The 13,419-nt window shown below is 63.6% G+C and carries 12 protein-coding genes; 2 read left to right on the top strand and 10 right to left on the bottom strand.

What is annotated here, in order from left to right; all coding sequences use genetic code 11:
* Positions 1-77: 77 nt before the first annotated feature.
* From ACYG9Y_RS06250 to ACYG9Y_RS06240, 3 genes are all read right to left on the bottom strand, one after another.
* A complete protein-coding gene (locus ACYG9Y_RS06250; protein ID WP_023668177.1) occupies positions 78-1,103 on the bottom strand; it encodes a sugar ABC transporter substrate-binding protein in 1,026 nt (341 codons plus the stop codon).
* A gap of 59 nt (positions 1,104-1,162) precedes the next feature.
* Positions 1,163-2,149 carry an ABC transporter permease gene (locus ACYG9Y_RS06245; protein WP_023690774.1) on the bottom strand — a complete coding sequence of 329 codons (987 nt, stop codon included), beginning with the start codon at positions 2,147-2,149 and terminating at the stop codon, positions 1,163-1,165.
* A gap of 272 nt (positions 2,150-2,421) precedes the next feature.
* The gene (locus ACYG9Y_RS06240) at positions 2,422-3,855 is read right to left on the bottom strand and encodes a DHA2 family efflux MFS transporter permease subunit (RefSeq protein WP_023696221.1); all 1,434 of its coding nucleotides are present in this window, start codon (positions 3,853-3,855) and stop codon (positions 2,422-2,424) included.
* A gap of 109 nt (positions 3,856-3,964) precedes the next feature.
* On the opposite strand from ACYG9Y_RS06240, the gene ACYG9Y_RS06235 reads away from it, so the two are divergent.
* Both ACYG9Y_RS06235 and ACYG9Y_RS06230 read left to right on the top strand, forming a co-directional pair.
* Positions 3,965-4,966: an ornithine cyclodeaminase family protein gene (locus ACYG9Y_RS06235; protein WP_023739936.1), complete on the top strand. Its 1,002-nt coding sequence runs from the start codon at positions 3,965-3,967 to the stop codon at positions 4,964-4,966.
* Positions 4,963-6,471, top strand: a complete 1,509-nt coding sequence (locus tag ACYG9Y_RS06230) for an HAL/PAL/TAL family ammonia-lyase (protein WP_023739937.1) — start codon at positions 4,963-4,965, stop codon at positions 6,469-6,471. Before ACYG9Y_RS06235 ends, ACYG9Y_RS06230 begins: the two co-directional genes overlap by 4 nt.
* On the opposite strand, the gene ACYG9Y_RS06225 is transcribed toward ACYG9Y_RS06230, so the two are convergent.
* The 7 genes from ACYG9Y_RS06225 to ACYG9Y_RS06195 form a co-directional block, all read right to left on the bottom strand.
* Positions 6,472-7,275, bottom strand: coding sequence for a 3-methyl-2-oxobutanoate hydroxymethyltransferase (locus ACYG9Y_RS06225; RefSeq protein ID WP_023705642.1), 804 nt, complete (start codon positions 7,273-7,275; stop codon positions 6,472-6,474).
* An 86-nt stretch (positions 7,276-7,361) separates the two neighbouring features.
* Positions 7,362-8,453, bottom strand: a complete 1,092-nt coding sequence (locus ACYG9Y_RS06220) for a fatty acid desaturase family protein (protein WP_023739938.1) — start codon at positions 8,451-8,453, stop codon at positions 7,362-7,364.
* A gap of 18 nt (positions 8,454-8,471) precedes the next feature.
* A complete protein-coding gene (locus ACYG9Y_RS06215; protein ID WP_023668170.1) occupies positions 8,472-9,386 on the bottom strand; it encodes a sugar phosphate isomerase/epimerase family protein in 915 nt (304 codons plus the stop codon).
* A 54-nt stretch (positions 9,387-9,440) separates the two neighbouring features.
* Positions 9,441-10,529, bottom strand: coding sequence for a Gfo/Idh/MocA family protein (locus ACYG9Y_RS06210; protein WP_352608507.1), 1,089 nt, complete (start codon positions 10,527-10,529; stop codon positions 9,441-9,443).
* 103 nt (positions 10,530-10,632) lie between these two features.
* Positions 10,633-11,700, bottom strand: a complete 1,068-nt coding sequence (locus ACYG9Y_RS06205) for an ABC transporter ATP-binding protein (RefSeq protein WP_023712103.1) — start codon at positions 11,698-11,700, stop codon at positions 10,633-10,635.
* Positions 11,700-12,488: an ABC transporter permease gene (locus tag ACYG9Y_RS06200; RefSeq protein WP_023687933.1), complete on the bottom strand. Its 789-nt coding sequence runs from the start codon at positions 12,486-12,488 to the stop codon at positions 11,700-11,702. The genes ACYG9Y_RS06205 and ACYG9Y_RS06200 overlap by 1 nt, the downstream gene beginning before the upstream one ends.
* Complete coding sequence (locus ACYG9Y_RS06195; RefSeq protein WP_023739480.1) at positions 12,488-13,357, bottom strand: ABC transporter permease; 870 nt, start codon at positions 13,355-13,357, stop codon at positions 12,488-12,490. Before ACYG9Y_RS06195 ends, ACYG9Y_RS06200 begins: the two co-directional genes overlap by 1 nt.
* Positions 13,358-13,419: the final 62 nt, after the last annotated feature.

Here is a 13,419-nt window from a genome sequence, read left to right as displayed (position 1 = left end):
GGCGGCTGCTATTCCATGAGGGAACGAGGTGACCGGATTGTCCAGTCACCTCGTTTATTTCAGTCGAAAAGCGCGGCTTACTTCGCCGCCGCTTCGGCCTGCAGCGCCTTCAGGTCCCAGCAGCTGTCGGGCTTGAGGTCGGCTTTGGTCGTAGCCTTCTCCAGCGTGTAGATGTAGGTGTGCGACGTGCCGGCCGGCTGGCCGCTCTGCAGCAGGAACTTGATGATAGCGTTCATGTCGCCGGACTGGCGGGCAAGGTCTGTCATGACAACGGCGCCATAGGTGCCGTCCTGCAGCTTGTCGCAATCGGCCGCCTTCTCGCCCCCGCCGGTGGTGACCAAAAACACCTTGCCGTCGAGCTTGGCGTCGCGGATCGCGGCCGAAGCGCCGGTGGCGTCGCCATCCCAGAAGTCGATGATCGAGCAGATGTCCGGGTTCTGCTGCAGCATTGTCGTCGTCACGTTGCGCGACGTCGTCGGATCCCAGTTGGAGTCGGGCTTGGCCACGACCTTGAAGTCGGGGTGCTTCTCCAGCACCTTCATGATGCCGGCATACTGGTAGAGACTGGAGGAGTTGGCCTGATCGCCCTGCACAAGGCCGATCTTCTTCGACGAGTTCTCGCCGCAGCCCTTGATCGCCGCTTCGGCTTCGAGCTGGCCAAGCCGGTCCCAGTCGCTGCCGACAAAGGCGTCGGCCGGGAAGTTGGCGGGGTTGTCGACCAGTATGACGTAGGTTCCGGCGGCCTGTGCCTTCTTCATCAGCTTGGAATAGGAGTTGAGGTCCGGCGCATGGATGATCAACACGTCCGGCCTTGTGTCGGACGAGATCGCGTCGGTGATCGCCTGTGCACCGGCATCGACGACCCAGTTCGGATCGCGTGTTTCGAAGGTGCCGCCCCACGCCTCGACTTCCGTCTTCAGATAGTGCGACCAGCCCTGCGCAAGGTCGAAGCCCATCGCCAGCGGCACCAGCATGACGCGCTTGCCCTTGAGCGCCTGCGCGTATGCGGCCGGGCCCGGATCGTCGGCGGCGAAGGTCGGCGCGACGAAGGCGGTAGCGGCAAGCGCCGTGGCGGCCGCCATCAGTGTTCTGATCAGTTTCATGTCACATCCTCTGTTTTTCACTTATTGCCGGCCGGTCCGCATGACCCGTCGGGTACCCCTTAGATGTCGCCCTGCTGCGCGGTCTGTTCGTCGCGCGGATTGATGATGCCGTCGACGATGATGGCTCCGAGCAGGATCGCCGCCTTGATCAGGTTTTGATAGAGCAGCGGAATGTCGATGATGGTCATCGCGTTCGACAGGATGCCGATAAGTGCAGCGCCCACCAGCACATTGCGCACTCCGCCCCGCCCGCCGGAAAGGCCGATGCCGCCGATCACCGCCACCAGCACGATGTCATAGAGCAGCGTCGAGTTGACGACGCGGGTGTTGATCGAGTGCAGGCTTGCCGCCGTCAGCAGGCCGGCGATCAGCGCGACGAAGGCCGAAACCACATAACGCAGCACCAGCATTGGCCGCACCGGAATGCCGATGTTGCGCGCGGCGACCGGATTGTCGCCGGCGAAATAGATGTAGCGGCCCCATTTGGTGTAGCGCAGGAACAGGAAGAACAGGAAGGCGAGCCCGGCGAAGACGAACACTTCGATCGGAATGTCGAGGAAACGCAGGCCGCCGAGCAACTCCACCCAATGGCCCTGAGGCACCGGCACCGCATCCTGTGTGATCAGTTGCGAGCGGACATAGCCGAAGACGAAGGAGCCGGTCGCCAGCGTCACGAAGATCGCCGGCACGTCGGCATAGGCGACGAGAAAACCGTTGAGCAGGCCGATGGCGAGCACGCCTGCCAGCACATAGGCGAAGGCGAGCCCATCAGGCGTTCCGGCGTTGAGCAATTGTAGATACCAGGCGACCGACATCGCCATGATCGCCACCGCCGACAGGTCGATGCCCCTGCCGATTATGACGACCGCCATGCCGAGCGCCAAAATGCCCAGCACCGACACCGAGCGGACGATGGCAACGAGATTGTTGGCAGCGATGAAACCAGGCAGCCCAATGGCAGCGGCGACGAACAGCACCACGGCGATGGCAAAGACAATGCCTTCCTGATTCAGGCTCCTGACATTTGGCCAGCCAATCGTGTTCATGTCTGCATTCGCCCCGATGGCAGCTCTGCCACCCCTTCCGAAGAAAGCTAATCGGCTCGGCGCCGCTTCGTCAAATGAATCCGCGCTCGGAACACCCGTTGGCAGTGATAATCTTCCAGTGGACGCACCGATTGCTAGAACTGGCGCAATCCTAGGAAAAGGCTGCGCTTTTGGCATTTGGTTGCACCATTGCGCGTATGCGCGAAGGTGCCGTTCTGAGGCGAAAGCACAAGGCGGAATTAATTGCCGCCTGAGCGGCGAAAATTGCGAATTCAGGTCCTGGACGTGTGGCCTGAAACTTCGGCGCCTGCACCGGGCGGCAGCACGAGGAACCGCAACGCCGCCGCCAGCCCGATGGCGCCGATGACCAGGAAGGCGATGCGAAAATCGACGAGGTCGAGCGCCGGCCGGTGCCTGACGATCTGCGACAGGTTCAGAATGGCAGCCGCCACCGCTACGCCGAACAGCATCGACATCTGCTGCAGCATGGACGACAAAGTTGCCGCCGAGCTGCGCTGCGCCGCATCGATATCGGCGAAGGCCAGAGTATTCAGCGCTGTGAACTGCATCGAGCGCGTCAGGCCGGCGATCAGCATCAGCGCTACCACCAGCGCCTGCGGCGTCTCCGGCGAGATCGCCGCGCAGGCCATGATCGAGGCCGAGGCGATCAGGCCGTTGACGACCATGACCGTGCGAAAACCAAAGCGCCGCAGCGTCGGCGTCGTCACCGTCTTCATGCCGAGATTGCCGAGGAAGTAGGCCAGGATCATCAAGCCGGCATCGACCGGCGAAAGGCCAAAGCCGACCTGAAACAGCAGCGGCAAAAGGAACGGCGTGGCGTTGATCGCCACGCGAAAAATGGTGCCGGCGGCAAGCGTCGAGATGGCGAAGGTCTGCACCCTGAACGCGCTGAGATCGAGCAGCGGATGCGGCGCGCGCCGGAGATGCCGCACCGCCAGCCAGCCGATGACGATGCCGGCGGCAATCAGCAGCACGGCGGGCAAAGCGCCGTCTTCCGGATGTGCGATGCGCTCAAGGCCGTAGAGCAGCAGCGCGAGCCCCAGCGACGTGAGGAAAAACCCCGGCCAATCCAGCGGCTTGGGATCGGCCGCGCGGTCGCCCGGAATGAAGCGCGCGACCAGCGCCAGCCCGACCAGCCCAAGCGGGATGTTGATGAAGAAATTCCAGTGCCAGGAGAGATAGGTTGTGATGAAGCCGCCAAGCACCGGCCCGACCACGGGCGCAAACAACGCCGGCCAGGTGATCAGCGCCGTGGCGTTGAGCAGCTCCGACTTCGACGCATTGCGCAGCACCAGAATGCGCCCGACCGGCGTCATCAGCGCGCTGCCCAGGCCTTGCACGACACGGGCGGCAACGAACTGAGGCAGATTTTGCGAGAAGCCGCAGGCCAGCGAGGCCAGCGTGAACAGCACAATCGCCAGCAGGAAGATGTTGCGCGCGCCGAAGCGGTCGGCAAGCCAGCCCGACAGCGGCACGAACACCGCCATGGTCAGCATGTAGGCGGTGATGCCGATGCTCATCGCCACCGCCGTCACGCCGAAGGATTGTCCCATCTGCGGCAGCGAGGTCGAGATGATCGTCGAATCCAGCAGCTGCATGAAAAACGCGATGGCAACGATCAACGCCACGCGCCGCGCATTGCTGGCGGTTGCGGCGGAGGCCTCGGTGTCGGGAACGGCAGTCATAGCGAACCGCGTTGAACAGCATATGGCTGGCCCCGTCCAGAGCTTATCCAACAAACTTCCGTGTCGGCTCGCAGCCTGTTATGGATGGGCGGGCGGCCAAGGACATTGCATGAAGCCTATCTATATCGACTACCTCAATGCCCTAGATATCGAAGCCCTGGAGATGACCGACGGCGAAATCATTGCCGCTGTCGAAGCCGGGCTTATCGCGCAAGGCAATGGCCAGACGGTGATCGAGCCGCGCGTCCATCTTGAACCCGACCCTTCCTTCCATGGCCATTTCAACGTTCTGCGCGGCTACGTTGCGCCGCTCGATACGGCGGGCGTGAAAATCGTCGGCGACTATGTCGACAATTATCTGCACGGGCTCCCTTCAGAATTTGGCATTCTAAACCTGTTCGATCCGCGCACCGGCACGCCGCGCGCCATTCTCGACGCCACCGTCATCACCGACATGCGCACCGGCGCCGTCACCGCTATCGGCTCCAAACATCTGGCGCGCAAGAACTCCAAGGTGCTGGCCCATATCGGCGCACGTGGCACCGCCTATTGGAATGTCCGCCTGCTCGACCATCTCTTCGACTTCGACGAGATCCGCGTTCATTCGCGCCGCCCGAAAAGCCGCGACGGCTTCGCTGCCAAACTCTCGGCCGATCTCGGCAAGAAAGTTACCGCGGTTGCCGACTGGGAGAGCTGCGTCAAGGGCGCCGACATCGTCGTCGAGGCCTCGCGGCTGCCGGAGCCGCAGCCGCTGCTCAAGACCGAATGGATCAAGCCCGGTGCGCTGGTCGTGCCCTATGGTACGATGAGCGCGGTGGAGCTGTCATTGACCGACATCATGCAGAAAATGGTCGTCGACGACTGGGGCCAGTGCAAAGGCGGCAAGTTCGGCTCGCTGCGCGCCCATGTCGAGACCGGGCGGCTGGGCGAAGCGACGCTGCACGCCGAGCTCGGCCAGATCGCTGCCGGTCTCAAGCCGGGACGCCAGAGCGACGACGAGACGATCCTGTTCTGGCATCGCGGCCTGTCGCTGTCCGACATTGCGCTGGGCAAGGCGATGCTGGCCAAGGCTGCTGATAAAGGCATCGGCCAGAGGCTGCGCTTCGCATGAGCGCGCTCGTCCTCACCGGCGCCGGCGTCAGCGTCGAGGACGTTGCGCAGGTCGCCCGCGGCGGCCGCAAGGTCGAGGTTGAACCGACAGTCATCGAGAGGCTCGACAAAGCGCGAAAAGTGCTCGATCAGGTCGCCGCGTCCGGTCAGCAAATCTATGGGCTCAACACCGGGCTCGGCGCCAATCTCGGCACATCGGTCGAGGGCGATGCCAGCGCCTTCCAGCGCCAGTTGCTGGAAGGGCGAAGCGGCGCTGTCGGCGAACCGTTGCCCCAAGAGGCGGTGCGGGCGACCATGCTTGCGCGCGCAGCGATGCTGGCAGTCGGCGGCTCCGGCATTTCGCCGGCGGCTTTCACCGCCCTTGTCGATGCGCTCAATGCAGGCGTGCATCCGGTAATGCCGCAGTTGGGCTCGATCGGCGCCGGCGATCTCGTGCTGATGGCGGCGCTCGCCCGTCTGCTGACCGGCGACGGCGAAGCTGACTATCAGGGTCGGCGCATGCCGGCGGCCAAGGCGTTGATGATGGCGCGGTTGGCTCCGATCAGCCTGGCGCCGAAAGACGGCCTGTCGCTGATCAACGCCTCGGCGGTATCAGCCGGCACTGGCGCGTTGGTACTGGCCGACGCGCTGTCGGCCTTTGCGCAACAGCAGCAGGCCGGCGCGCTGACCATGGAAGGGTTTGGCGCCAACCGCACCATCCTCGATCCGCGCGTGCATCTGGCGCGGCCGGCAGCCTGCCAGCAACTCGCGGCCAAGGGCCTGCGCGACCTGCTTGCCCGTGACGAGGAGCCGGCGCCGACCACCTTGCAGGACCCGTTGTCGATCCGCTGCATGCCGTCGATCCATGGTGCATTGATCCAGGCGATCGATCAGGCGCGGCTGGCGCTGGAGATCGAACTCAATGCCGCCGCCGACAATCCGCTGGTGCTGGGCGATGACGGGCTGGTTCTGTCGACCGGCAATTTCCACACCGCATCGCTGGCGCTTGCCTTCGAGACGCTCGGCCTGGCGATCGCGCAATGTGCCGCGGCAAGCGTTGCCCGCTTCATCCAGCTCGCCGGCTCCGGCCGCAACGGCCTGCCAAAATATTTGTCGCCGGTCGGCGGCGCCTCGGCCGGTTTCGTGCCGCTGCAAAAGACCGCAACGGCAATCCTGGCCGGCATCCGCCACAAGGCCAATCCGGTGATGCTGGATTTCCTGGCCGTGTCCGAAGGCGTAGAGGACCACGCCACGCAGACGCCGCTTGCCGTGTCGAAATGCGCCGGGATGATCGCGCTGTGGCGACGGCTGATCGCCTTCGAACTGATGGCCGCCGCACAGGCCGTGGACCTGCGCGACGGTCTCAAGCTGGCGCCCGGCACAGCAGCGGTCCATACCGCGGTGCGCGCGCATGTAGCGATGCTCAGGGAGGACCGGCCGCTGGGAACGGAGGCCGAGGTGCTCCATGCCATGCTCGCTGACGGAACATGGCAAGGTGCAGCGATGATCGGCAAGGAGGCCGAGTAGTTAGCCCTTTGCGTCCACCCGTTTCATGAACAGGCTGAGCTCGGCCGGATCCATGCGCACGACATGCCTGTCTTCCGGATAGGCGCCGCTATCGACGTCGGCAACGTACTCGGAAAACGCCGCGACGCGTTCGGCCTGCAGGCGATCGTACTCGGCGGCGAAGTTGCGGTAGACCTTGGAATGGCGCGGCATGTGGCCCCGGTTCTGGCCAAGAATATCGTCGGCGAACAGATACTGCGCGTCGCAGCCGGTGCCGGCACCCATCGACAGCATGATCAGCGAGGTCCGTTCCGAGATCGCCTTCGCCACCTCGACCGGCACCACTTCGATCTCGGCGCCAAGCGCTCCAACGGCCTCATACTGCTTGACCGCCTCAAAAATCTGCATGGCGGTGTCGGCGGTCTTGCCGACGGCCTTGAAGCCGCCGGTCCAGGTGGCGCGGGACGGAATGAGGCCGACATGGCCGATGACGGGGATCGCGTCGTCGGCGAGCCGCTTCACGGTGGCGAAACCGGCGCTGCAATAAACGGCGTCGGCGCCAGCCTTGTAGAGCCGGAACGCCCAGTGCAGGAAATCGTCCGCCGTGCCGATCTCATAAAAATTCTCGCCCGGCATGGTGAACAGGCTGGGCGCCGCATCGCGATACTCAGGGTTGAGCACCAGCTCGGGCGGCACCGAGACGATATCGACCCCTGCCCGCTCGGCGGCCTCGGCCTCGTCCATGGTCAGCACGCGCAGCATGGTCAGCTGGCGCTTGCCCTTCATGGCGCGCAGATCGGCGACGGTCGGTCTCTTTCGGCTCATCGGGATGTCCCTGTTGGCTGGTTGCTTTTCCCGGTCACCTTACCGGCCCCGTAACAGGCCGGATAGAAGGCGGGCTGGTTTATTCGCTACTCGGCCGCCGCCGACATATCGAGCTCGTGAAATTCACCGCGATAGGGCCGCGCCGTCGGCGGCAATTCGCGCTTGAGGAAATAATCCTCGTACCGCAGCTGCTTCAGCAGCACCGGCCAGACCTCGCGATAGGCATGCCACATGGACGGGTTCGCCGCCGGCAGGTCGTGCTTGATCAGCTCGTGCAGCCTCGGCAGCGCATGGTAGGGCACCATCGGAAACATGTGATGCTCGACGTGGTAATTCATGTTCCAGTAGATGAAGCGGCTGACCGGGTTCATGTAGACGGTGCGGGTGTTCAGCCGGTGGTCGACGACATTGTCGGCCAACCCGATATGCTGGAGCAGGCCGGTCAGAACCATGTGCCAGCTGCCATAAAGACGCGGCAGGCCGATCAGCACCAGCGGCAGCCATGAACCCAGCGCGATCGCGAGGGCGATCGTCGCAACGTACACGGCGACATGCCAGCGCGCCGCCGTGATGGCCTTGCCCTGTTCGGTCTCAGGAATGTAGCTCTTTTCGTCGTCCGACAGCTTGCCCAACGCCTGGCGCGCCAGGATCGGCAGCGAATAACGGAAATCGAGAATGCCGGTGAAGGCAAGCGCCGCCTTGACCAGATTTGGCGGCCGCATTACCGCGATCTCGGCGTCACGGCCGACGATGATCGTGTCGGTGTGATGCCGCACATGGCTCCAGCGCCATTGCACCGGATTGCGCACCACCATGAAGCTGGCGATTTCGTAGATCGCATCGTTCATCCAGCGTGTGCGGAAAGCGGTGCCATGGCCGCATTCATGCCAGCGCGAGTCGCTCGACGATCCATACAGCACGCCATAGACGAGCAGGAACGGCACCACCCACCACGTGCCCCAGAACCAGATGATGCCGGCGGCCGAGCCCAGGATGGCTGCGATCCAGATGATGGTATCGCGGATCGCCGGCCCGTCGGAGCGCTGCATCAGTTCCTTCATTGCCTTGCGCGGCACGTCGGTGTGATACCACTCGGCCGAGGCCAGCCCGGTCTCGATCGCCCGGCGGGTGCTTTCGCCGACCAGGCCGTAATCGCGCTTTGTCTTGGCCGTCGGCATCACCGTCTCGCCCTGCCCTTAGAGACCGTTGGCGCGGAATTTCCCGTCGAGGAATGTCTTTGCGCGCGGCACGTCGTCCTCGGTCAGATGCTCGATGATGACCGGGATGTTCGGGTGCTTTTCGCTGAGCCGCTTCAGATAGAGGTCGTAGTTGAGCGAGCCGAGACCGGGCGCCGGCAATTCGATCTCGCCGACGCCGCGGAAGGTCAGCCCCTCATGCGCATCCGCATCGCCGATATCGGCATGCTTTTCCGTCTTGTCGCTGCCGGAGCGTTTCACATCCTTGGCATGCGCGATCCGGATCTTGTCGGCCAGCGTGTCGAACACCTGGTTCAGCACCTGGTCCATGCGGTCGATATTGTGCGCCTCGAAATAATTGGTCGGATCCATCAGCAGGCCGAGGCCCGGATGGTCGACCTGCGCGAACATTTTGACCGTCTCCTCGACCGAACCGACGACATTGTTGACATAAGTTTCGAGCAGGAACACCGCGCCATGGTCGTAAGCCGTCTGGGCAAGATCCGAGATCACCTTGCGGCATTCCTCGAAGCCTTCCTCGGTCTTGTTTTTGGGATGATGCACCCAGTCGGATTCGGTGTTGTAGGTGCCGGTCTCCGAGATCACGTAGGGCGAGCCGAAGTCGCGCGCATTGCGGATGATTTCCTTGAGATAGCCGACGCGCTTCTCGCGCTCGGATTTGTCGGGATGGATGATGTTGGTGTAGCCCGAGATGCAGCAGACCGGCAGATTGTGGTCGCGAAACGTGTCGCGCACTGTCCTCGCCTTGTCCCCGGTGATCTGCCCGGCCGTGAGATCGACATCCCTGAAATGCATGTCGAGCTGCACCGTGTTGAAGCCGAGTGCACGGATGCGGCGGGCGGCCTCGGCGAGCTCATAGGGGAAATAGCCGGTGAATATACCTGCCTGCATCATGATGTGAACTCCTCCCTGTGAGCGATTCAGCCGCCACGCTATTCGGCGGCATGTTCAGTCGATCGATATCTCGGACAGCTTGACGGTGCGGCCCTCGTGGATCGAGCGATAGCCGGCCTCGACCAGTGCCATTGTCTTGACGTTGTCGGCGACGGAGAGCGCCGGCGGCGCGCCTGTCTTCACCGCATGCTGCAATTGCTCCATCACGCCGATGAAGGCATGCGGGAACCACATCGTGTCCCAGCTCGGGCTGACCCACTTGCCATCCGTCGTCTCGGTCGACGCATAGGTCAGCGTCGAGGCAGCGCCTTTCGGCCAGCCGATGGTGCCCTTCGCGACACCCTTGGTGCCGTCGACGCGCCAGTTGATGTGCTGGTCGTCCAGATAGCCCTCCTGGCGCGGTCCGGACCAGACATCCTCCAACGACACGGCGAGCACGCCGGAGGGAAAGCGCAGCGTCGAGACGGTGATGCCGTCGCTATGCTCGAATGTCGTGCGCGGGTCCTTGCGTGTCAGCGTGGTGATTTCCGAGGGATCGCCGAACAGGAAGCGCAGCACGTCGAGATGATGCACGCTCATATTGGCGAGCGTCAGCCGGTCGTAGTCCTGAAGGAAAGTCTGCCAGTGCGGGATCGCATGCATGTCGATCTGCGCAAAGACGATGTCGCCCAGCGCGCCGCTGTCGATGATCTGCTTCAGGACGCGCATCGACTGGTCGTAGCGCATGTTCTGGTTGACCGAGAGGATCTTGCCTGACTTGGCTGCCTCGTCGCGCAGCTTCACGGCTTCATCGACCGACAGCGCCAGTGGCTTCTGCGCCAGGATCGCCTTGATGTGAGGCTGCTTCAGCGCATGGCGGATCAGCGCCGGCTGCTGGTCGGGCGGAAAGGCAAGGTCGACGATCTCGACCTCAGAATCCTCGATCAGCTGTTCCGGTGTGTCGTGGACGGTCGCAATGCTCCAGCGCTTCGCCACCTTCTCGGCGCTGGTCTTGGTGCGCGAGGCGATGGCGACGACTGGGAAACCGGCCTGCGCATAGGCGGCAAGATGGCATTCGGCCATGATCATGCCGGCGCCGATGCAACCGATCCGGTATTCGCTAGTGCGAACCCTCACATCCGGCTCGAAACCCTGGCCTGCCATCCATTCCTCCCTTGGACGACAGGATATAACGCCATGGCCGGCCCATCAGCCAAGGTCCGCTCCATCAATTCCCATCAGAACCATGCCGGGGTGACGGTGCGAACTAGTTTGCGGCAATCAGCACGGTGCTTTCCGGCGACCAGCTGAGCATTACATTCTGGCCCTCGGCCAGCCGGTCACTGCCGGTATTCTGGACGATGACTTTCAACGTCTGGCCGGCACGCTCGACGAAATAGGTGCTGTTGTTGCCGGCGAAAATGCGCTTGGAGATCTGGCCCTTCAGAGCGTTGGCATTGGCCGCATCCGCAACCCCGGCATCGGTCGCGATGCGAATGCGTTCGGGACGCACGGCGCAGCTGGCCTTCGTACCGGCGGCAAGCCGATCACCCACCCCGGCGGCGATCGCCGTGCCGTCAGGCAGCCGGATGCCGTTGCCGGTCGCATCGCCGCGAAAAATGTTTGCGTCGCCAAGGAAGGTGGCGGCGAATTCGCTCTTCGGCCGGTCGTAGATTTCCTCCGGCGGCCCTTCCTGCACGAGCCTGCCGTCCCGCAATATGCCGATGCGGTCGCTCATCGTCAGCGCCTCTTCCTGGTCGTGGGTGACGAAGATGGTGGTGATGCCGATCTCGCGCTGGATGCGCTTCAGCTCGATCTGCATGTCGACGCGCAGCGCCTTGTCGAGCGCGCCGAGCGGCTCGTCGAGCAACAGCACGCGCGGCTTGGTGACGATGGCGCGCGCCAGCGCCACACGCTGGCGTTGGCCGCCGGAGAGCTGGTGCGGCCGGCGCTCGCCGAGCTTGCCGAGCTGAACCAGATCGAGCGCGCGCTGCACTTCGGTGGCGATCGTCGCTTTCGTTTCGCCGCGCACCGACAGGCCGAAGGCGACATTATCGGCGACGCTCATATTGGGAAACAGCGCATAGTTCTGGAACACCATGCCGATGCGCCGCTTTTCGACCGGCACCCGTTCGACGCTCTCGCCGCCAATGGCGATGCGGCCGGAGTCGGGAAAGTCGAAGCCGGCGATTTGCCTGAGCAGCGTGGTCTTGCCGCTGCCCGAGGGGCCAAGCAGCCCATAGAAACCGCCATCGGCGAAATCGATGGAGACGTGGTCCAGCGCCTTGTGCGCGCCAAAACTGCGGGAGACGTTCGATACCTGCACGCCGGCCATTATTTCTCTCCGCCGAATTTGAAGAAGCGCGCCGTGAGCAGCATCAGCGCCATCGACACGACGATGATGATGGTCGAGACCGCGTTGATCTCGGGCGTGAACCCCTTGCGGATCGCGGCGTAGATTTCGACCGGCAGCGTCGTCTGGCCCGGCGTCGCCAGGAAGTAGGAGACGACGAACTGGTCGAACGACACGGCAAATGCGAACAAGCCGCCGGCAATGACGCCGGGCATGATCCACGGCAGCGTCACACGCCTCGTCACTTGCCACTGGTTGGCGCCGAGCGAGCGCGCCGCCTCTTCCAGCTCCGGTGCAAAAGTCTGCAGCCGGGCCGAGACGACGACGATGACATAGGGCAGCGCCAGCGCCACATGGCCGAGCAGGATGGCGAACAGGCCGCGGCCAATGCCGACGCCGAAGAAGAAGATCAGCATCGCCGTGCCGGTGATCAGCCACGGAATGGCGATCGGCGGAAACAGCAGCGCCTGCAGCACTTTCTTGCCGCGGAAATCATAGCGGAATAGCGCTAGCGAAGCGGCCGAGCCAAGCACCACTGAGATGAGCGTGGTGATGACCGCGATCTCGAGGCTGTTCCAGGTCGCCGCGATCAGCTGGTCGTTCTGCCAGAGCGAGGCATACCATTCCGTCGTCCATTCGAACGGCAATTGGTAGAAGGGCGAGACGTTGAACGACATCAGCGCCATGATGATGATCGGCAGATAGAGGAAGGCGAGCAGCAGGAAGATGTAAAACCGGCCCAGCCCTTGGAGGATGCGGGTGGTCTTCATCACGCGGCCCTCTTCAGCACCGGCGAGGCAACTGCGAGGATGACCAGCACGACGGCGAGCAGGATGAACGACAATGCCGCACCAAGCGGCCAGTTGAACACGGCGACGAACTGGTCTTCGATCACCGTGCCGTAGAAGGTGCCGGTGCGACCGCCGAGAATGCGCGGCTCCATGAACGAGCCGACGACCGGCACGAAGATCAGTGCCGCACCTGCCACCAGGCCGGGCATAGACAGCGGGATGATCACCCGCTTCAGCACCTGCAGCCGCGAGGCGCCCAGCGAACGTCCGGCCTCGATCAGCGAGTCGTCGATGGCCTGCAAAGTGAGGTAACAGGTCAGCACCATGTAGGGCACGTAGGAGTGCACCAGGCCGATGATGACTGCGGGGTAGGAATACATCAGGTCGATGTTGATATTGAACGGCAGCACGGCGTTGAGCGCCGTGTCGAGGATGCCGCCCTCGCGCAGCACCATCGACCAGGAGAAGATGCGCACCAGCCCGTTCGACCAGAACGGCAGGATGACCAGCAGGAAGATCGCCTCGCGGCTGCGCCCCTTCAGCACCTTGGCCAACATATAGGCTGCGGGATAACCGATGACGACGCACCACAAAGTCACTTCGAGGCCGAGCCGCAGCGAAGCGAGCAGCAGCGTCAGGTACAGGCTCTGCGAGAAGAAGGCGGCGTAATTGCCAAGGGTCAAGGCCCACGGCTTTCCCGACAGCGGCAGGTCGGTCATGAAGGAGAAGAACACCATGGCCGAGAGCGGCAGGAAGATCGCCACCGTCAGCCAGAGATAGGCCGGCGCCAGCAGCGGCAGGGCCGATCTCAGCCCGCTGCGCGACGCGACCGCACCCTGTACCGCCATGATACCCTCCTCCCCAGGATTGAAGGGCCAGCCGGCGCCAACCGCCGGCTGGTCCGGACGTG

Source organism: Mesorhizobium sp. W050 (assembly GCF_054719535.1).
This window is presented reverse-complemented; position numbering and strand designations above follow the sequence as displayed.